The organism is Paeniroseomonas aquatica, assembly GCF_030409335.1.
Taxonomy (GTDB): domain Bacteria; phylum Pseudomonadota; class Alphaproteobacteria; order Acetobacterales; family Acetobacteraceae; genus Belnapia; species Belnapia aquatica.
In genome coordinates this window covers 1-19544 of sequence record NZ_JAUFPN010000163.1, presented here as the reverse complement: position 1 = coordinate 19544, position 19544 = coordinate 1, and the positions used below count along the sequence as shown (strand labels likewise).

Here is a 19544-nt window from a genome sequence, read left to right as displayed (position 1 = left end):
CCGCCGCCGCCGCCCGCCGCGCCCTCGCCCCCGGCGAGCGTCAGCGTGCCGCCGCCGGTGCCGGTCGCCCCGCCCCCCGCCCTCGCCGCCCCGGTGCTGCGGCCGCCGCGCGCCGAGATGGCGAGCGCCGCCGGCCAGCCGCGCATCTTCATCCATCTCCGCGCCGGCTCCCCCGCCGCCGCCGAGGCTGCCGCCAGCCTGGCCGCCCCCCTGCGCGAGGCCGGCTTCGAGCTGGGCGACCTGCGGCCGGTGCCCAGCACCCCCTCGCAGCGCGTCGTCCGGTACTTCCACTCGGAGGATGCGGCGGCGGCGGCCCGCCTCGCCGGCCGCCTCGGCCGCGGCTGGGCGATCCAGGATTTCCGCAGCTACGAGCCCTCCCCCGCGGCCCAGACGCTGGAGATTTGGCTGCCGGATCGCTGACCTCGGCCTCGGTCGCCGCCTTAGCCCAGGGTGATCGGCGTCAGGTCCTGGAACCAGGACTGCGCCTGCACGAAGCCCTTCACCCGGGCGCTGGTGGCGCGCGGGTTCATGTCGTGCGCCACGAACAGGAACAGCCGGTCGTCGACCGCCTTGGCATGCAGCTCCTGCAGCAGGAGCTCCTGCGGCCCCGGCTCGAAGGTCTCGTAGATCCGGGTCATCAGCGCGTCGTAGGCGGGGTCGCTGAAATAGCCCCAGTTGTTCGCCGCCGGCGGGACCATGTCGGTCTTGAGGAAGCGGATGGCGAAGGTGAAGGGGTCAAAGGCGCCGTAGGAGATGTTGATGGCGCTGACGCCGCGGTTCGACGGCGCCTTGGCGCCTTCCCGCCAGATGCCCAGCAGCGCGTTCCATTCGAGCACCTCGAAGGTGACCTCGATGCCGATCTCCTTCAGGTCCTGCTGCACCGCCTCGTTCATGGTCAGCGGCTGCATCTGGCCCGAGCCGCTGGTGGAGATCGCCACCTTGGTCCGCAGCGGGTTGCGCGGGCCGAAGCCGGCCTCGGCCATCAGCTTCCGGGCCGCGGCCTTGTCCGAGGTCACCGGGTCCCGCGGCGTGCCGTGCCAGGGATGGCCCGGCGGCACCAGCCCGGCGCCCTCCACCATCATCCCGCCCAGCAGCTCCTTCATCCCCTTGCGGTCGATGGCGAGATTGGCCGCCCGGCGCAGCCGGATGTCGCGCCAGGGAGAGCCCTCGACCATGCTGAAATGCCAGGTCCAATTGTGCGGGTACTGGTTGGAGACGATCCGGAATCCGGCCTGCTGCAGCGAGGGGATGGCATCCGGCGGCGGCGCCTCGATGAAATCCACCTGGGCGGAGCGCAGCGCGGCGACCCTGGTATTCGCCTCCGGCAGCGGCAGCAGCACCAGGCGGGCGCATTTCGGGATGCGGGGCGCGTCCCAGTACTCGGCGTTGCGGGTCATCACGCAGCGCTCGCGGATGCTGAAGCTCTCCATCTTCCAGGGGCCGGTGCCGACCGCGCGCTGCATGAACCTGTCCCAGTCGCGGCCCGCCGCCTCCCAGGCGCCCTGGTGGGTGATGCCGACCCAGGTCAGGCCGAAGGGCACCAGGCTGTCCGGCCGGGTGGTTTCGAGGATGAAGGTCAGCGGCCCCTCGGCCCGCCAGGACGCGATGGTCGGCATGCGGATCCGCGCCTGCGCCGCGGCGCGCGGGTCGTAGTGCGGCGCGTCGTTGCGGAAGGCGCGGTCGTAGGAGAAGACCACGTCCTCGGCGGTCATCACCTTGCCGTCGTGGAACTTCACCCCCTCCCGCAGGGTGATGATCCAGCGCCGGGCATCGGCCGGGTCGACCCGCCAGGCGGTGGCCAGCCCGGGCCGCTGCACCGCGGGACCGTCGAATTTGGTCAGGTCCCACTGCACGAGCTGGTCGTAGAGGGTGATGCCCATGAAGCGGTGGCCCTCGCCGCCCTGGTCCGGCACGCCATTGGCGAGCGGTACCGCCGAGGCGGTCATGCCGACCCGCAGCGTGGCGCCCGGCCCGCTGCCCTGGGCCATGGCGAGGTCGTAGGGCAGCATCCCGGCGGCGGCGAGGCCGCCCAGCAATCCGCGCCGGCCGATGGTGGGGGTCATGGGGGCATCCTCCTGGCTGATGCTCGGATGTGCCACCTCCACGCCGGCGCCGTCATGCCCTGTCGTTGCGAATCCGCAGGACTTCGGACGGAGTTCGCCCAAGGACGCGGCACCGGGCGCCGGCGCCGCACGATCCTCAGGCAGTCCCGGTCGGCGCCTCCCGGAGCGGCGCGCAGGCCGCCGCCAGCCAGGCCGCCGTGGCCGTGTCGCAGCCCGGCGCGACCTCGGCCAGGACCCGGGCATGGTATTCGTCCACCCAGGCCCGCTCCGCCGGCGAGAGCAGCACCACCTCGATCAGCGCCCGCGCATAGGGGGCCAGGGTCAGCGTCTCGAATTCGAGGAAGGGCTTCACTTGGTCCGGCTGCGCCGCCGCCTCCCGAACCAGCAGCAGGTTCTCGATCCGGATGCCGTACTGCCCGGGGAGGTAGTAGCCCGGCTCGTCCGAGAGGATCATCCCCGCCGCCAGCGGCACCGGCTTCGCCGCCCGGCTGATCGAGGCCGGCCCCTCGTGCACGCTGAGGAAGCTGCCGACGCCATGGCCGGTGCCGTGGTCGAAGTCGAGCCCCGCCTGCCACAGCGCCCGCCGGGCGATGGCATCCACATGCGGCCCGGCGACGCCCTGCGGGAAGCGCAGACTCGCCAGCCCGAGGTGGCCCTGCAGCACCCGGGTGTAGCGCTGCCGCAGCGCGAGCGGCGCGGCCCCCGGCCCGGTCCAAAGCGTCCGGGTCACGTCGGTGGTGCCGTCGAGGAACTGCCCGCCGCTGTCGATCAGGTAGCATTCCCCGGCGCGGATCGCCCGGTCGCTCTCGGGGGTGACGCGGTAGTGCACGATGGCGCCGTTCTCCCCGGCGCCGCTGATCGCCGGGAAGCTCTCGGCCTGGAACAGCGGCAGCTCGCGGCGGTAGGCGAGCAGCCGCTCGGCCGCGCTCAGCTCGGTCTCGCCGCCGGCCGGGGCCGCCGCGGCGAACCAGGCGAGGAAGCGCGCCAGCGCCACCGCGTCGCGCCGGTGGGCGCTGCGGGCGCCGGCCTGTTCCACCGCATTCTTGCAGGCGCGCGGCAGCCGGCAGGGATCCTCGCCCGGCACGACGGTGGCGCCGGCCGCCCGCAGGGTCGCGGCGAACCAGGCCGGCGTGGCCTCGGCGTCCAGCTGCACGGCCTTCCCCGCCAGCCCGGCCAGCGCCCCGGCCAGCGCGCTGCGCGGCCGCACCACCACGTCGTTGCCGAGATGCGCCCGGGTTTCGGCCGGCACCTTGCCGGGATCCATGTAGACCTCGGCGCTGGCATCCGCGCGCAGCAGGGCGAAGCCGAGCGCGAGCGGCGTATGCGCCAGGTCGCCGCCGCGGATGTTCAGCAGCCAGGCCAGCGAATGCGCATCCGCCAGCACCGCCGCATCCTGCCCCGCCGCGCGCAGCGCCGCCGCCGCCGCGGCCCGCTTCTCCGCCGCGGCCAGGCCGGCATAGCGCAGCGGATGGGCGACGGCCGGGGCCTGGGGCGGCGCCGGCCGGTCCGCCCAGATGGCATCGATCGGGTTGGCCGCCAGCGGCACGAAGGTGACGCCCGGCCGCTCCAGCTGCGCCAGCGCCGCCTCGGCATGCAGCCAGGGGTCGTAGCCGATCCGCCGGCCGGCGGCATGCTCGGCCAGCCAGTCGGCGGCCGGCTGCTCGGTGATGTGCCGCTGCTCCCAGAGCGCCGGATCGGTCTGCTGCGCCGCCTGGGTGGTGTAGCGCCCGTCGGTGAAGAGCGCCGCACGCCCGGCCAGCACCACCGCCATGCCGGCGCTGCCGGTGAAGCCGGTCAGCCAGGCCAGCCGTTCGCCCGAGGGCGGCACGTATTCCCCGAGGTATTCATCCCCCCGCGGCACCAGGAAGCCATCCACCCCGGCACGGGCGAGTTCCCCGCGGAGGGCGGCGAGGCGGTCTGCAGGGGTCATCGGGCTGGTCCTCACGAATTGGTAAATCAAAAATGCAGGCACTCATCGGAAGCCAAGCTCTGGGCGCATGGCTCGGCTGTTACCTTCGCACGAGCAACAATATTGTCCTGTGCCTATCTACGGCTTCGACACGCGGGGCCATTTCCGCCCCGCGCAGAATCCGGAAGCTACCCATGAACGCCCACATGACCAAGGCGGAGGCTGCCCTGCTCCTCCCCTTCCCGCGCAACCCCGCCGCCGAGCAGCGCGATGCCCTGCGCGACGCCGCCGGCCGTGCCAACGAGACCGCGCTGCTGCAGGGCCTCGCCCGCCTCGCCGACAGGATCCTCGGCTGGCCGGCCCGCGCCCGCCTGCGCGCCGAGCTGGCCTCGCTCTCCGAGCGCGAGCTGGTCGACATCGGCCTGACCCGCGGCGACATCGACCGCGTCGCCACCGGCAGCCTCGCCCACCGCTGAGCCGCCCGGACCGCATGGCAGGGCCGGCGTAACGCGCTGTTGCAAGCGCCGCCGGCCCCGCCTCTCATGCGGGCATGCCCGCAGCCCTCTGGATCATCGTGGCCGCCGCTGCCGCCTCCATCAGCCTGGCGCTGGGGATGCGCCAGACCTTCGGGCTGTTCCTGCTGCCGCTCGCGGCGGAACAGGGGCTCTCGCCCAGCGTCCTCGGCACCGCAGTCGCCTTCCAGAACCTGGTCTGGGGCCTGGCGCAGCCGGTCACCGGCGCGCTGGGCGACCGCCATGGCGCCGGCCGCGTCATGGCCGGGGGCGCCGTGCTGATGGCGCTCGGCCTCGGCCTGCCGGCGCTGTTTCCCAATCCGCCGATGGTCTTCCTCGGCATCGGCATCCTGGTCGGCATCGGCGTCTCCTGCACCGGCACCGGCGCGGTGCTGGCCGCGGTCGGCCGCGCCGTGGCGCCCGACCGCCGCGGCGAGATGATCGGCCTCGCCAGCGCCGGCGGCTCGCTCGGCCAGGCGGCGCTGGTGCCGCTGGCCCAGAGCCTGATCGGCCAGTTCGGTGCCGTCGCCACCCTCGGCCTGCTGGCCGTCACCATGCTGGTCCTGGTGCCCGTCGGCCGCAGCATCGAATGGTCGGCGCCGCGCCTGCTGGCCGGACCCCGGCCCACCGGCCTGTCCGGCCTGCCGGCGCTGGCCCGGCAGGCGCTGCGGGACCGCGGCTTCGCCCTGCTGACCGCCGGCTTCTTCGCCTGCGGATTCCAGCTCGCCTTCATCATCATGCACCTGCCGAGCCACCTGACCCTCTGCGGGATGCCCGCCGGCATGGGCGCCATGGCGCTGATGACCATCGGCCTGTTCAACATCCCCGGCAGCTGGCTCTGCGGCAAAATGAGCGGCCTCATCCGGCCGGAGCTGGCGCTGGGCTGGATCTACCTGCTGCGCAGCATCGCCATCGCCTGCTTCGCCCTGGCCACCCCGAGCGAGACCGGCGCCCTGGTCTTCGCCGCGGTCATGGGCTTCGTCTGGCTCGGCTCCATCCCGCTGACCAGCGCCGCCATCGCCCGGCGCTTCGGCGTCGCCGACCTCGGCGCCCTCTATGGCGTCTGCTTCCTGTCGCATCAGCTCGGCGGCTTCCTCGGCGCCGCGGCCGGGGCGCTGCTGCTGCAGTATGCCGGCAACTACGACGCCTTCTGGCCGGTCATGGTCGCCGTCGGCATCGCCGCCACCGCCATGAACTGGACCATCCGGCCGCCGCGCGCCGCCCCGGCTTGACACCCGGGTGGCGCTGCCGCGGACTGGCCGGCAACGCGGAGGACAGCATGCCCCAGCTCGAGCGGCCGGACGGCCGCATCGCCTATGAGGTCCATGGCCAGGGCTATCCGGTGCTGCTCTTCGCCCCGGGTGGGCTGAAGTCGCGCATGGCGATGTGGCCCTCGCCGCCCGAGGGTCCGGCGCGGCCCTGGGTGGACTGGACCCGGGCGCTGCCCGCCGCCGGCTTCACCGCCATCGCCATGGACCAGCGCAACGCCGGGGCCTCCGTCGCCGGGATCCGCGCCGACCACGGCTGGCATACCTATGCCGCCGACCACCTGGCGCTGATGGAGCACCTCGGCTTCGGGCGCTTCCACGTGCTGGGCGGCTGCATCGGCGGCAGCTTCTGCCTCAAGGCGATCAAGGCGGCGCCGGGTCGCGTCACCGCCGCCGTGCTGCAGAACCCGATCGGCCGGCACCCCGACCACCCCGGCTACTTCCCCGACAGCCACCGCGACTGGGCCGCCGAGCAGCGCGCCGCCCGCCCCGAACTCGAGGAGGCCGCCCTCGCCGGCTTCGGCCGGGCCATGTGGGACCACGACTTCGTCTTCTCCGTCGACCGCGGCTTCGCCCGCCGCTGCCCGGTGCCGACCTTCCTTCTGCCCGGCACCGACATCCCGCACCCCGCCGCGACCAGCGCCGAGCTGGCGGCGCTGCTGCCGGGGGTGGAGGTGGTGGCGGACTGGCGCGGCCCGGACCATCTGGCGGAGCAGGAGGCGCGGGTCGTCGGCTTCCTGCGCCGCCATGCCCCGCCCGCATGACCCCACCCTCCAGCAAGGAGCATCACGCCATGGCCAGGATCCACTACCGGGTCGTCCCGCACGACGGCGGCTGGGCCTACAAGCTCGACGACGTCTTCTCGGAGCCCTTCGCCAGCCGCGACGCCGCGCTCGCCGCGGCCAAGCGGGTCGCCCGGGAACAGCACATCCCCGGCAACGCGACCACGATCGAGTACCAGGATGCGGCGGGGGCCTGGCATACCGAGCCATCCGCCGGCGACGACCGCCCGGACATCGACGTCGAGGCCTGATCGGGCCCCGGCCTAGCCCCGGCGGCGCAGCACCAGCGTGCTCCAGGGGCCGATGTCGATCCGCCGCTCCAGCGCCAGGCCCTGCCGCCGGTGCGCCGCCAGCACCATCCGCGCCTGCACCCCGAGCAGCCCGGCGAGGATCGCGGTGCCGCCCGGCGCCAGGTGCAGCGCCAGCTCCTTCGCCATCGAGCACAGCGGCCGGGCCAGGATATTGGCGAAGATCAGGTCGTATTCCCCGGCCCGCATCACCCGGCTCTTCCAGCCATCCGCCAGCCGGGCCGAGAGCAGCCGCTGCACGCCGTTCAGCCCGGCATTCTCCAGCGCCACCCGCACCGACCAAGGGTCGATGTCCGTCCCCAGCACCGGCCGCTTCAGCATTTTCGCCGCCGCCAGCGCCAGGATCGCCGAGCCCATGCCGAGGTCGAGGATGCGCCGCGGACGGCGGTAGGCCACCTCCTCGAAGGCCATCAGGCAGCCCTGGGTCGAGGCATGCTCGCCGCTGCCGAAGGCCATGCCGGCATCGAGCCGCACCACCACCCGGCCATAGCAGGGCGGGTCCGCCACATGGGTCGGCCGCACCAGGAAGCGTCGGCCGATCGGGGCCTCCGGGAAGACCGCGATGGTGCGCGCCAGCCAGCCCTCGGCCTCGATCGGCCCGGCCTGCAGCGCCGGCGGCTCGATGCCGGTGACCAGGGCGGCGATGGCCAGCGCCCCGGTGAGTTCGTCGTCGCGGGCGCCGGCCTCGCGCACGCCCTCGATCCGCCAGGTCTCGGTCGGGTCGTCCTTGAAGTAGCCGACGGTGGCGCAGACGGTCTGGAAGGCGGCCTCGAAGGCCGGCAGCGCATCCTCGGGCAGCCCGTCGATCCAGAGGACCTCGAGCGGCTCGGTGCGGCGGCGGGACAGCGGCATGGGCCAGGCGCCAGGCTGGGCAGCAGGCATCAGGGGCGCTCCAGGAAGCTGTCCATCACCCGCTTCGGGTCGGATTTCTCGAAATCGACGTCGACACGGTTGTCGTCCACCGCGGTGACCACGCCGTAGCCGAATTTCTTGTGGAAGACCCGCTCCCCGACCTTGAAGGGATTGGCCGGCGGCGGCCGAACCGGCGCCTCCCAGGCCCCGGCCTCGATGACCCGGGGCTTCCTGGCCATCAGCCCGGAGGGGCCGGTGAAGACGCTCGGCATCTCGGCCACCCGGGCGCGGGCCATGCTGGCGCTGCCCTCGCGCTGGATCTGGTCGGGCGGCAGCTCGTCGAGGAAGCGGCTGGGGATGGAGGCGGACCAATTGCCGTAGATCCGGCGGTTGGCGGCGGTCGAGATGATGGCGTGGCGGCGCGCCCGGGTGATGCCGACGTAGGCGAGGCGGCGCTCCTCCTCGACCCCCTTGTCGCCGCCTTCCTCCATGGCGCGGGAATGCGGGAAGAGCCCCTCCTCCCAGCCCGGCAGGAAGACGGTGTCGAATTCGAGGCCCTTGGCGGCGTGCAGGGTCATCAGCGACAGCCGGTCGCCTTCCGAATTCTCGTCGTTCTCCATCACCAGCGCGACGTGCTCGAGGAAGCCGGCGAGGCTCTCGAATTCGCCGAGCGCGCGGATCAGCTCCTTCAGGTTCTCGAGCCGCCCCGGCGCCTCCGGCGACTTGTCGGCCTTCCACATGTCGGTATAGCCGCTCTCGTCCAGCAGCGTGGCGGCGACCACCACATGGCCTTCCTTGGCCAGCCCCTCGCGCCAGCGGCCGATGCCCTGCAGCAGCGCGCCGAGCGCCTGGCGCGGCTTGGCGGTGAGGCTCGGCACCAGCCGCTCGGCGGCCAGCACCAGCGGGATGCCCTCGGCCCGCGCCAGCTCGTGCATCCGCCGCATCGCGGTCTCGCCCAGGCCGCGCTTGGGGGTGTTGACGATCCGCTCGAAGGCCAGGTCGTCGGCCGGCTGCGCCAGGATGCGCAGATAGGCCATGGCGTCGCGGATCTCGGCGCGCTCGTAGAATTTCAGCCCGCCGACGACGCGATAGGGCAGGCCGAGCACGATCAGCCGTTCCTCGAAGGCGCGGGTCTGGAAGCCGGCGCGGACCAGGATGGCGATCTCGGCCAGCTTGTGGCCGTTGCGGCGGGCGGATTCGATCCGTTCGCCGACCATGCGGGCCTCCTCCTCGGAGTCCCAGAGCGAGACGACGCGGACCTTGTCGCCCTCGGCATCCTTCCGCCCGGCGCGGAGCGTCTTGCCCAGGCGCCCGGCGTTATGGGCGATGAGATGCGCGGCGGCGGCCAGGATCGGCTTGGTCGAGCGGTAGTTGGCCTCTAGCCGCACCACCTTGGCGTTGGGGAAGTCCTTCTCGAAGCGGAGGATGTTCTCGATCTCCGCGCCGCGCCAGGAATAGATCGACTGGTCGTCGTCGCCGACGCAGCAGATGTTCCGGTGCGACTGCGCCAGCAGCCGCAGCCAGTAGTACTGCACCAGGTTGGTGTCCTGGTACTCGTCGACCAGGATGTAGCGCAGCCGGCGGTTCCAGTCGGCCAGGACTTCCGGATGGCCGCGGAAGACCTCGGTCATGTGCAGCATCAGGTCGCCGAAGTCGCAGCAGTTGAGGTCCCGCAGCCGCGACTGGTAGGCGGCGTAGAGCGCCCGCGCGCGGCCGCCGGCGTAGTCGGTGTCCTCGGCCGGCGTGACCCGTTCGGCGGTCAGGCCACGGTCCTTCCAGCGCTGGATCTGCGCCATCAGCCCCGGCGCCGGCCAGCGCTTCAGGTCGATGCCTGCGGCATCCATCACCTGCTTCAGCAGCCGCATCTGGTCGTCGGTGTCGAGGATGGTGAAGGCGCTGGTGAGCCCGACCAGCTCGGCATGCCGCCGCAGCATCCGGGCACACAGCGAATGGAAGGTGCCAAGCCAGAGCCCCTCGGCCGGCTGGCCGAGGATGGCGGAGACGCGCTCGCGCATCTCCCGCGCCGCCTTGTTGGTGAAGGTGACGGCCAGAACCTGCCCCGGCCAGGCCCGGCCGGTCTTCAGCAGATGGGCGAAGCGGGTGGTCAGCACCCGGGTCTTGCCGGTGCCGGCCCCGGCCAGGATCAGCACCGGGCCGTCGAGCGTCTCGACCGCCTCCCGCTGCTCGGGGTTGAGGCGGGCGAGGTAGTCATCGCCGGAGGAGGGGGGGGTGGGGAGTGGGGCTGACACGGGCCGAGATATAGAACAGCCCGCGAACTCCTCCAACCGGCTCCCGCCCCCCTGCCTGTCCTTAGCGGCGGCCGCCGGTCACTCCGCCGCCTGCCGGTAGGCCCGGGCGTAGTCGGTCAGCGCCCCATCCGCCACCGGCGCGATCGGGGTGAAATCCTGGTGCGCGATCCACTCCGCCCGGGTCGGCTTGCGGATGTGGTTCGAGACCGCGTTCAGGGTGAGATAGACGATCTTCCGCGGATAGGGGGTGATGTTCGGCGCCGAGCCATGCACGAGGTTGCCGTGGAACAGCAGCACGCCGCCCGGCTTGCCGGTTGGCGCGACGATCCCGCCCTCGGCCACCAGCTTCGTCACCACCGCGTCGTCGAGCGTCCAGAGCGGGTAGGAGGTGGTCGAGGTGTCGTGCCCGGCGTCCAGCGTGCCGTGCCGCTGGCTGCGCGGGATCAGCATCAGCGGGCCGTTGATCGGCATCACCTCGTCGAGGAAGACCGCGATGTTCATGGCGCGGGGCTCCGGCATGCCGTCGTCGCGCGCCCAGGTGCCGTAGTCCTGGTGCCACTGCCAGACGTCGCCGGTGAAGGCCGCCTTCGCGTTGATCTTGAACTGATGCATATACAGTTGCTCGCCGAACAGCTGCTCCACCGGGCCGATCAGCCGGGGATGCGCGCCCAGCAGCCGGAAGGCCTCGTTGAAGGTATGGGCGGCGAAGGCGGTGCGGGGGGCGCCCGACTTCTCGCGCCAGATCTCGGGGCGGTTGGCGGCATAGATCGCCTCGGCCTCCCGCGCCAGCACGGCGACCTCCTCGGGGGTGAAGGCCTCGGGCAGGAAGAGCCAGCCTTCCTCCTCGAATTGGCGCACCTGATCGGCGTTCAATTGCATCGCCTGTTCCCTCCTTGGTCTTGGGGCCGAGCATAGGCCCGGCCCGGCCCGGCGCTCAAAGCCTTTCCGTCCGGGCCGGGGCCGGGGCAGGATGCGGCAAGACCGAGGGGAGACTCCTGCATGGCCCAACCGACCGGCCGCCGCCCGCTGCTCGCGGCCCTGGCGCTGCCCGCCCTGCTGCCCCGGCGGGCCGCGGCCCAGCCGGCCGCCCCCTACCCCAGCCGCCCGATCCGCATCGTGGTGAGCTGGCCGCCCGGCGGCGGCGCCGACATCCCGATGCGCCTCGCCGCCCCGGCCATGCAGCAGGTGCTCGGCCAGCCCATCGTGCTGGAGAACCGGGCCGGCGCCAGCGGCTCGGTCGGTGCAGGGGTGGTCGCCCAGGCCGCGCCCGACGGCTATACCGCGCTCGCCGATACCGCCGCCGGCGCGGTCAACCACCTGCTGATCCCCGGCCTGCCCTATGACTTCGCCACCGCCCTGGCGCCGGTCAGCCAGATGGTGAAGTCGCCGCTGATCTGCGTGGTCCGCGCCGAGCATCCGGCGAAGGACCTGCCGGCGCTGCTGGCCCGGCTGAAGGCGGCGCCGGGGCAGATCCCCTATGCCTCCTCCGGCACCGGCACCGCGACCCACCTCGCCCCGGCGTTGCTGCTGCGCCGGGCCGGCGCCAGCGCCAACCATGTCTCCTACCGCGGCGGGGCGGCCTCGATCGCCGGCATCCTGGCCGGCGATGCGGAATTCGTCTTCTCGACCCTGCCGCAGGCGGCGCCGCTGGTGATGGAGGGACGGCTCCGCGGCCTCGCGGTCTCGACCATCGACCGGATCGGCAGCCTGCCGCAGGTGCCGACCGTCGCCGAGCAGGGCTTCCCCGGCTTCGACGTCTACGACTGGCTGGGCTTCTACGTGCCGATGGGCACCCCGGCCCCGGTGATCGCCCGGCTGCAGGAGGCCGCCGCGGCCGGGATGCGCGACCCGACCGCGGTGAAGCGCCTGGGCGAGATCGGCATGATCCCGGTCGGCAATTCGACCGCCGAGTTCCAGGCCTTCTTCACCGACCAGCGCGAGCGCATGAGCGCGCTGATCAAGGCGGAGGGAATCCGGGTGGAGTAGCCGGCCCGGCCCGGCGAGGCCTCAGGCCGGCGCGCCGGCCTTCGCCGCACCCGGCCGGGCGCCGAGCAGATGGGCGATGGCATAGACCAGGTCGGGCCGGTTCAAGGTGTAGAAGTGGAACTCGTCCACGCCGTTGGCCTGCAGCAGCCGCACCTGTTCCGCCGCCAGCACGACCGAGACCATGCGCCGGGTCTCCGGGTCCTCGTCCAGCCCCTCGAACAGCCGCCCCATCCAGTCCGGCACCCCGGCCCCGCACATGGCGGAGAATTTCTTCATCTGGGTGAAATTCGACACCGGCATGATGCCGGGGACGATCGGCAGGGTGATGCCGGCCGCGAGGCAGCGGTCGAGGAAGCGGAGGAAGACCTCGGAATCGAAGAAATACTGGGTGATCGCCCGGGTCGCCCCGGCGTCGATCTTGCGCTTCAGGTTGTCGAGGTCGTGATCCGCCGAGACCGCGGTCGGATGGGTCTCGGGGTAAGCGGCGACGCTGATCTCGAAGGGCGCAACCCGCTTCAGCCCCTCCACCAGGTCGGCGGCATAGGCGTAGCCGTCCGGATGCGGCTCGTAGCGCTCGGCGCCCGAGGGGGCGTCGCCGCGCAGCGCCACGATGTGGCGGACCCCGGCATCCCAGTAGCTGCGCGCGACCTCGTCCACCTCCCCGCGGGAGGCGCCGACGCAGGTCAGGTGCGCCGCCGGGGTCAGGCTGGTCTCCCGCACGATCCGGGCGACGGTCGCATGGGTCCGGGCCTGGGTGGTGCCCCCGGCCCCGTAGGTGACCGACACGAAGGACGGCGCCAGCGGCTCCAGCCGCCGGATGCAGGACCAGAGCTGCGCCTCCAGCGCGTCGGTCCGCGGCGGGAAGAATTCGAACGACAGCAGCGGCACCGGCATCTCGGCGAAATTGGGCAGGGCGCCGAAACGGGGGCCGGTGAGCCAGCGTTGCAGGGTTCCGGGGAGGTTCTGGTCCATATCGGCTATTTGCCTACGCAGGGTCACGTTCGCAAGCGTTGCGGACGGATACAGTTTCGGGCGTTATCGACGATACGGGTTTGGTGCTATGCCGAAGACTACCCCCGGGTTGAGCCCGTCGTTCCGGGACGGCGATCCCGAATTTTTCATGGTTTAGCCTGCGACCTTCCCATCAGGACGCAAGAGGTCCCCGCCGCCGATGCGCCAATCCACCGTCTCCCCCCCCCCGCGGGCGCGCCTTGCCCTCGCGGCGCCGCTGCTCGCGGCCCTCCTGCTCGCCGGCTGCGCCACCCGCCCCCCGGCCTCCGACCCCGAGGCCGTGGCCGAGTTCGAGCAGACCAACGACCCCGCCGAGCCGACCAACCGGCGGCTCTATGCGGTGCATCAGGGCATCGATTCCTATGTGCTGCGCCCGGTCGCGGTCGGCTACCGCGCCGTGGTGCCCCGCCCGGTCCGCACCGGCGTCCGGAACGTCCTCGGCAACCTCCGCACGCCGGTCATCCTGGCGAATGACATGCTGCAGGGCGAGCCGCGCCGCGCCGGCGACACGCTGGGCCGCTTCCTGATCAACAGCACCCTCGGGCTCGGCGGCATCTTCGACGTGGCGGCGAGCCGGTTCGGCGTCCGCGGCCATGCCGAGGACTACGGCCAGACCCTGGCCCGCTGGGGCGTCGGCGAGGGTCCCTATGTCTTCGTCCCGGTGCTCGGCCCCTCCAATCCGCGCGACCTGGTCGGCTTCGGCCTCGGCATCGTCTCGGATCCGCTGACCTGGTTCGGCCAGGGCGCGATCGTGGACGGCCTGACCTATGGCCGGACCGGGGCCACGGTGGTCGATACCCGCGAAGGTTTGATCGAGCCGCTGGATGACCTCGAGCGTAGTTCCCTCGACAGCTACGCAACCCTGCGGAGCGTCTACCGCCAACGCCGCGCCGCCGAGATCCGCAACGATACCTCGCGCGCGACGCCGTCGTCGGCCGGCAGCACCGGCTTCGGCGTCGGGACCGGCGAGCCACGATGACACGCCTGCCAGGAAGACCGACCAGCATGCAGCACCTTGACCGCCGCGGCCTCCTCGGCGCCGCCCTCCTGCTCGGCGCCGGGGCGATCCGCCCCGCCCGGGCCCAGACCGACATCGGCCGCGCCTCGGCCTTCATCCAGACCACCGGCCAGCAGCTGGTCGCCGCCATCAACGACCAGTCCCGCGACATCGCCGCCCGCCGCCAGCGGGTGGCCGGCGTGCTGCGCCAGGCGGTCGACGTCGACGGCGTCGGCCGCTTCATCATCGGCCGCTGGTGGCGCACCGCCACCCCACAGGAGCAGCAGGAATACCTGAAGCTCTTCGAGGAGACGCTGATCCGCAACCTCTCGGCCCGCTTCGGGGAATACCAGGGCGTGCGCTTCTCGCTCGGCCGCACCCAGCAGCGGACCGAGGACGACGTGCTGGTGAACACCGTCATCGAGCGGCCGAACAGCGCCCCCTTCTCGCTCGACTGGCGGGTCGGCGAGATCGGCGGCCAACCCAAGGTGGTCGACGTGATCGCCGAGGGCACCTCGCTGCGGCTGACCCAGCGCAGCGAATACTCGAGCGTCATCCAGCGCAACAACGGCCAGATGGCCGCCCTGCTGCAGGCCATGCGAGGCCAGATCCAGCAGCTCGCGGCCCGCGAACAGGGCCGCTGACGACGGAGGACCGGCAGGGCCCGGGGGACGGTCGTCCCCCGGGCCCTACCTCCTGCTTTCGAAGACCACCATCCGGCGCCCGCGATACTCGAAGGCGTCGCATTCGGTCATGCCGATATCCCGCAGCACGTGCTGCGACGCCTGGTTCCGCTCCCAGGCCACCGCGATGATCCGCTCCAGCCCGGCCTTGTGGCCGAACTCCAGCCCCGCCCTGGCCGCTTCCCGCGCATAGCCCTGGCCCCGGCATTCCGGCCAGAGGGCGAAGCGCATCGCCACCCCGCGCCCGTCCGGCCGCTCCATCAGCCCGGCGATGCCGAGGAATTCCCCGGTATCGGTGCGGAAGACGCACCAGGTGCCGTAGCCCCGCACCGCCCAGAAATCGATGTCGTCCTCCAGCTCCTCCCGCACCCGCTCCTCGGAGCGGACGCCGTGGAGCATGAGCTCGAAGACCCGCGGGTCGGTCTTCAGCCGCAGCAGGTCGGGCAGGTTCTCCCGGCCGGGCGGCACCAGGGTGAGCCGCCCGGTCCGCACCAGCCGGGCCGGCAGGGGGACCGGATAGGCGTGCCGCATCGAGCGGCTAGCGCGTGAGGGGGCGGTACTTGATGCGGTGCGGCTGATCCGCCGCGGCGCCGAGTCGACGTCGCTTGTCCGCCTCATAGGCCTGGAAGTTGCCCTCGAACCACTCGACGTGGCTGTCGCCCTCGAAGGCCAGGATATGCGTCGCCAGCCGGTCGAGGAACCAGCGGTCGTGGCTGATGATGACGGCGCAGCCGGCGAAGTCCTGCAGCGCCTCCTCCAGCGCCCGGAGGGTGTCGACGTCGAGGTCGTTGGTCGGCTCGTCGAGCAGCAGGACGTTGTGCGGAGTCTTCAGCATCTTCGCCAGATGCACCCGGTTGCGCTCGCCGCCCGAGAGCACGCCGACCGGCTTCTGCTGGTCGCCGCCCTTGAAGTTGAAGGCGGCGCAATAGGCCCGGCTGGGAACCAGCCGCTTGCCCATGGTGATCTGGTCCTGGCCTTCGCTGATCTCCTGCCAGACCGTCTTGCTGTCATCCAGGCTGTCGCGGCTCTGGTCGACGTAGCCGAGCTGCACGCTGTCGCCGACCGTCATGGTGCCGCTGTCGGGCTCGTCCACCTTGGTGATCATCTTGAACAGCGTGGTCTTGCCGGCGCCGTTCGGGCCGATGACGCCGACGATGCCGCCCGGCGGCAGCTTGAAGGACAGGTCGTCGATCAGCAGCCGGTTGCCGAAGCCCTTCCGGATCTTGTCCGCGGTGATGACGATGTTGCCGAGCCGCGGCGCCGGCGGGATCTGGATCTCGGTCGGGTCGGGCGCCATGTCCTGGCTCCGCTGCAGCAGATCCTCGTAGGCGGAGATGCGCGCCTTGCTCTTCGACTGCCGGGCGGAAGGCGACCGGCCGATCCACTCCTGCTCTTCGGCCAGCTGGCGCTGCCGGCTGCTCTCCTCGCGCTCCTCCTGCTGCAGGCGCTTGCGCTTGATGTCGAGGTAGGAGGAGTAGTTGCCCTGGTAGGGGATGCCCCGGCCGCGATCGACCTCGAGGATCCAGTTGGTGACGTTGTCGAGGAAGTAGCGGTCGTGGGTCACGATCAGCACCGCGCCGGTGTACTCGCGCAGCGTCTTCTCCAGCCAGGACACGCTTTCCGCATCGAGGTGGTTGGTCGGCTCGTCGAGCAGCAGCATGTCCGGCTTCTCGAGCAGCAGCCGGCACAGCGCGACGCGCCGCCGCTCGCCGCCCGAGAGCGTGGTCACGGCGCTGTCGGCCGGCGGGCAGCGCAGCGCGTCGAGCGCGATCTCGACGGTGCGGTCGATCTCCCAGCCGTTGCCGGCGTCGATCTTCTCCTGCAGGTCGCCCTGCTCGGCGAGCAGGTCGTTCATCGCCTCGTCCGACATCTCCTCGCCGAACTTCATCGAGATCTCGTTGAAGCGGTCGAGGTAGCCCTTCATGTCCTTGAAGGCGAGCATGACGTTCTCGCCGACGGTCAGCTCGGGCTCGAGGTGCGGCTCCTGCGAGAGGTAGCCGACGCGGACGCCCTCGGCCGCCCAGGCTTCGCCGCCGAATTCCTTGTCCTGCCCGGCCATGATCCGCATCAGCGTCGACTTGCCGGCGCCGTTCGGGCCGAGCACGCCAATCTTCACGTCGGGCAGGAAGGACAGGGTGATGCCCTTGAAGACCTCGCGGCCGCCCGGATAGGCCTTGGTCAGGTCTTTCATCACATAGACGTATTGGTAGGCGGCCATGACGGTGATCCTGCCGGGGGGTATGAGGTGGGGGTTATCTAGCCTTCGGGGCCGCCGGAAGAAAGGACCCGCGGCCCGGGATGATGGTGCGGTGCATGAGAGCCCGCCACGCCCATGGTTCCAGCGGCGGGACGGACCCGGGATGCAACCGCGGCCGGGAGCCCAGGTTCTGCCCCCGGCCACCGCCCGGCTGACCACGGCGTAACCCGGCGGCCATGCGGCGATTGCCTCCCGGCCGCGTTGTGCACCGCAGCAAATGGAAGGACGACCCATGCGCCTGCCCCTCATCCCGCCTGCCGCGCTGACCGACGAGCAGAAGCCGCTCTATGCCGACATGAAATCCGGCATCGAGAAGAACTTCAAGGGTTTCGCCACCGTCGGCGCCCAGGGCGAGCTGCTCGGCCCGTGGAATCCCTGGCTGCATGCGCCGAAATTCGGCGGCCCGATCTGGGAGCTGACCAAGGCGATGTCCGAGGCCCCGAGCCTGCCGCGGCCGGTGCGCGAGGTCGCCATCCTGGTCACCGGGGCGCATTTCCACTCGGCCTACGAACTCTATGCCCATGTCATCGCCGCCGAGCAGCGCGGCCTCTCCGACGATACCCTGGCGACCATCGTCGCCGGCCAGCGCCCGGGCGACCTGCCGCGCGACCAAGCCGTCGCCTACGACGTCGCCGCCGCCCTGGTCGGCGGCGGGGTGCTGCCGGAGCTCAGCTACCGCCAGGCGGTGCAGGCCTTCGGCCAGCAGGGCACGGCGGAACTCATCTACCTCGTCGGCCTCTACTGCATGGTGTCGACCACCCTCAACGGCTTCGACGTGCCGGTGCCCGAGGCGGGCTGACCGCGCGGCGACCAGGACGTGAAACCAGGCGGCGGCACCATGCCGGCGCGCCGATGCAAGGGAGGCCCGAGCGGGGCATGGGGGATTGGTTGCCGGGCCGGCAGGCGTGGGTCTTCTCGCTGGTCACCTTCGCCGCGGCCGCCCTCGCCCTGTACGTCGCCTTCGAGACCGGGCTGGAGCGCCCCTACTGGGCCGCGACCACGGTCTACATCACCGCCCAGGGCTCGGCCGGCGCGCTGCGGGCCAAGGCGCTCTGGCGGCTGGCCGGCACCGTCGTCGGCGCCGCCGTGGCCGTGCTTGCGGTGCCCAACCTCGTCGGCGCGCCGCCGCTGCTGGTGCTGGCCTTCGCCCTCTGGGTCGGCGGCTGCGTGACCGTTTCGCTGCTCGACCCCTCGCCGCGCGGCTACGGCTTCATCCTGGCCGGCTATACCGCCGCCATCATCGGCTTCCCCTCGGTCGCCACGCCGGAGGCGATCTTCGACACCGCCGTGCTACGGGTGCAGGAGATCGGCCTCGGCGTGGCCTGCGCCTGGGCGCTGCACGCGATCTTCCTGCCGCGCCCGGCCGGGCCGCAGCTGCTCCGCCGGCTTGAGGCCTGGACCGCCGAGATCGGCCGGCTGGCCGGCGATGCCCTGCTCTCCGGCGACCCCGCCACGCTGCTGGAGGACCGCCGCCGCCTCGCCCGCGACGGCACCGCGCTCGACGCCCTGTTCCAGCAGGCCCGCTACGAGGGCGGCAGCCGCGCCGCGCTGCGCTGGCTGCCCGGCCTGCGGGAGCAGGCGCGCAGCCTGCCGGTGCTGGCCAGCGCGGCGGCCGACCGGATCGTCGGCCTGCGCCGCCTCGACCCCGGGGCGCTGGCGGCGCTGCAGCCGCTGCTGGCCGAGGTCGCCGGCTGGATCGCCGGCCCGGCCGGGGTGCCGCCGGGGCCGCTCGATTCCCGCCTTGCCGCCGCCGAAGCCGAGGCCGCCGCCGCGGGCGGCTGGCCCGGCCTGCTGCGGGAAGGCCTGCTGGCCCGGCTGCGGGAGCTGGTGGCCACCTGGGCGGACTGCCGCGACCTCGCCGGCCGCATGGCCGCCGCCGCCACCGGCGAGGTGGCGGAGCCGCGCCTGCCCGGGCATGTCGATCCGCTGCTGGTCGGCCTCTCCGGCCTCGCCGCCGCCGTCGCCGTCGCGCTCTGCTGCAGCTTCTGGATCCTCTCGGGCTGGGCCGGCGGGGCGACCGCGGCGATGATGGCGGCCGTCGGCACCAGCCTCTTTGCCCAATTCGACGATCCGGCGCCGGTCATCCTGCGCTTCCTGCAGGGCAGCGTCGTCGCGGTGGTGATCGCCGGCTTCTACCTCTTCGCGGTGCTGCCGGCGGTCGATGGCTTCGTGCCGCTGCTCGTCGTCATCGGCGTGCTGTACCTGCCGCTCGGCGCCCTGCTGGCGGTGCCGGCGCTGGCCCCGCGCGTCGCCCCGGTCGCCATCAACGGCTTCGCCCTGATCGCCCTGCAATCCAGCTATGCCGCCGACTTCGCCAGCTTCCTCGAGGGCGGCATCGCCCTGCTGTTCGGCTTCGCCGTGGCCCTGGTGGTGACGCGGCTGCTGCGCAGCATCGGCGTCTCGCTGCGGGTCTCCCGGCTGGTCCAGGCCGATCGCCGCGACCTCATCCGCCTCGCCGAGGGCCGCAGCCCGGCCGACCTCCGCCCCGTCGCCGCCGCCATGCTGGACCGCTTCGAGGCCCTGGCCGCCCGGCTCGGCGGCGCCGATGCCGCGGCGCTCGGCCTGCGCGAGCTCGCCGAGCTCCGCGCCGCCTTCAACCTGCTGCGGCTGCGCCAGGCGATGCCCGGCCTGGGCGAGGCGGCGCGGGCGCCGGTCGCCGCCGCGGTC

Annotated in this window: 18 protein-coding genes; 10 read left to right on the top strand and 8 right to left on the bottom strand. The window is 72.4% G+C overall.

Annotated elements, in window-relative coordinates:
* A partial coding sequence (locus QWZ14_RS16975) for a LytR C-terminal domain-containing protein (RefSeq protein ID WP_408903703.1) occupies nucleotides 1-420 on the top strand: 420 nt, incomplete at its 5' end.
* A 20-nt stretch (nucleotides 421-440) separates the two neighbouring features.
* On the opposite strand, the gene QWZ14_RS16970 is transcribed toward QWZ14_RS16975, so the two are convergent.
* Together QWZ14_RS16970 and QWZ14_RS16965 are read right to left on the bottom strand one after the other, a co-directional pair.
* Nucleotides 441-2063: an ABC transporter substrate-binding protein gene (locus QWZ14_RS16970; protein WP_290317956.1), complete on the bottom strand. Its 1623-nt coding sequence runs from the start codon at nucleotides 2061-2063 to the stop codon at nucleotides 441-443.
* A gap of 136 nt (nucleotides 2064-2199) precedes the next feature.
* Nucleotides 2200-3993 (bottom strand): aminopeptidase P family protein, encoded by a 1794-nt coding sequence (locus QWZ14_RS16965; RefSeq protein ID WP_290317955.1) that lies wholly within the window; start codon nucleotides 3991-3993, stop codon nucleotides 2200-2202.
* A 173-nt stretch (nucleotides 3994-4166) separates the two neighbouring features.
* On the opposite strand from QWZ14_RS16965, the gene QWZ14_RS16960 reads away from it, so the two are divergent.
* From QWZ14_RS16960 to QWZ14_RS16945, 4 genes are all read left to right on the top strand, one after another.
* Nucleotides 4167-4448 carry a DUF1127 domain-containing protein gene (locus QWZ14_RS16960; protein ID WP_290317953.1) on the top strand — a complete coding sequence of 94 codons (282 nt, stop codon included), beginning with the start codon at nucleotides 4167-4169 and terminating at the stop codon, nucleotides 4446-4448.
* A gap of 74 nt (nucleotides 4449-4522) precedes the next feature.
* Nucleotides 4523-5716, top strand: a complete 1194-nt coding sequence (locus tag QWZ14_RS16955; protein WP_290317951.1) for an MFS transporter — start codon at nucleotides 4523-4525, stop codon at nucleotides 5714-5716.
* A 47-nt stretch (nucleotides 5717-5763) separates the two neighbouring features.
* Nucleotides 5764-6516, top strand: coding sequence for an alpha/beta fold hydrolase (locus QWZ14_RS16950; RefSeq protein ID WP_290317950.1), 753 nt, complete (start codon nucleotides 5764-5766; stop codon nucleotides 6514-6516).
* Between the two features lie 29 nt (nucleotides 6517-6545).
* Nucleotides 6546-6785, top strand: coding sequence for a DUF2188 domain-containing protein (locus tag QWZ14_RS16945; RefSeq protein ID WP_290317948.1), 240 nt, complete (start codon nucleotides 6546-6548; stop codon nucleotides 6783-6785).
* A 12-nt stretch (nucleotides 6786-6797) separates the two neighbouring features.
* Here the strand turns inward: QWZ14_RS16945 and QWZ14_RS16940 are convergent, their stop codons facing one another.
* The 3 genes from QWZ14_RS16940 to QWZ14_RS16930 all read right to left on the bottom strand — a co-directional run bounded on the left by QWZ14_RS16940 (nucleotide 6798) and on the right by QWZ14_RS16930 (nucleotide 10822).
* The gene (locus QWZ14_RS16940; protein WP_290317947.1) at nucleotides 6798-7724 is read right to left on the bottom strand and encodes a 50S ribosomal protein L11 methyltransferase; all 927 of its coding nucleotides are present in this window, start codon (nucleotides 7722-7724) and stop codon (nucleotides 6798-6800) included.
* Nucleotides 7724-9943 carry an ATP-dependent helicase gene (locus QWZ14_RS16935; protein ID WP_290317946.1) on the bottom strand — a complete coding sequence of 740 codons (2220 nt, stop codon included), beginning with the start codon at nucleotides 9941-9943 and terminating at the stop codon, nucleotides 7724-7726. The genes QWZ14_RS16940 and QWZ14_RS16935 overlap by 1 nt, the downstream gene beginning before the upstream one ends.
* A 78-nt stretch (nucleotides 9944-10021) precedes the next feature.
* A complete protein-coding gene (locus tag QWZ14_RS16930; RefSeq protein WP_290317945.1) occupies nucleotides 10022-10822 on the bottom strand; it encodes a phytanoyl-CoA dioxygenase family protein in 801 nt (266 codons plus the stop codon).
* Between the two features lie 120 nt (nucleotides 10823-10942).
* On the opposite strand from QWZ14_RS16930, the gene QWZ14_RS16925 reads away from it, so the two are divergent.
* The gene (locus QWZ14_RS16925; protein ID WP_290317944.1) at nucleotides 10943-11929 is read left to right on the top strand and encodes a Bug family tripartite tricarboxylate transporter substrate binding protein; all 987 of its coding nucleotides are present in this window, start codon (nucleotides 10943-10945) and stop codon (nucleotides 11927-11929) included.
* A gap of 21 nt (nucleotides 11930-11950) precedes the next feature.
* Here QWZ14_RS16925 and metF read toward each other — a convergent pair whose 3' ends face one another.
* Nucleotides 11951-12901, bottom strand: coding sequence for a methylenetetrahydrofolate reductase [NAD(P)H] (gene metF / locus QWZ14_RS16920; RefSeq protein WP_290317943.1), 951 nt, complete (start codon nucleotides 12899-12901; stop codon nucleotides 11951-11953).
* Between the two features lie 199 nt (nucleotides 12902-13100).
* On the opposite strand from metF, the gene QWZ14_RS16915 reads away from it, so the two are divergent.
* On the top strand, nucleotides 13101-13919 hold the full coding sequence (locus QWZ14_RS16915) for an MlaA family lipoprotein (protein ID WP_290317942.1): 819 nt from the start codon (nucleotides 13101-13103) through the stop codon (nucleotides 13917-13919).
* Nucleotides 13920-13945: 26 nt separating this feature from the next.
* Nucleotides 13946-14581, top strand: a complete 636-nt coding sequence (locus QWZ14_RS16910; protein ID WP_290317941.1) for an MlaC/ttg2D family ABC transporter substrate-binding protein — start codon at nucleotides 13946-13948, stop codon at nucleotides 14579-14581.
* 45 nt (nucleotides 14582-14626) lie between these two features.
* Here the strand turns inward: QWZ14_RS16910 and QWZ14_RS16905 are convergent, their stop codons facing one another.
* On the bottom strand, nucleotides 14627-15151 hold the full coding sequence (locus tag QWZ14_RS16905; RefSeq protein ID WP_290317940.1) for a GNAT family N-acetyltransferase: 525 nt from the start codon (nucleotides 15149-15151) through the stop codon (nucleotides 14627-14629).
* A 7-nt stretch (nucleotides 15152-15158) separates the two neighbouring features.
* Complete coding sequence (gene ettA / locus QWZ14_RS16900) at nucleotides 15159-16838, bottom strand: energy-dependent translational throttle protein EttA (RefSeq protein ID WP_290317939.1); 1680 nt, start codon at nucleotides 16836-16838, stop codon at nucleotides 15159-15161.
* A gap of 271 nt (nucleotides 16839-17109) precedes the next feature.
* On the opposite strand from ettA, the gene QWZ14_RS16895 reads away from it, so the two are divergent.
* Together QWZ14_RS16895 and QWZ14_RS16890 are read left to right on the top strand one after the other, a co-directional pair.
* Nucleotides 17110-17676 carry a carboxymuconolactone decarboxylase family protein gene (locus QWZ14_RS16895; RefSeq protein WP_290317938.1) on the top strand — a complete coding sequence of 189 codons (567 nt, stop codon included), beginning with the start codon at nucleotides 17110-17112 and terminating at the stop codon, nucleotides 17674-17676.
* A gap of 77 nt (nucleotides 17677-17753) precedes the next feature.
* Nucleotides 17754-19544, top strand: a 1791-nt coding sequence (locus QWZ14_RS16890; RefSeq protein WP_290317937.1) for an FUSC family protein, incomplete at its 3' end; no start/stop codon positions are given.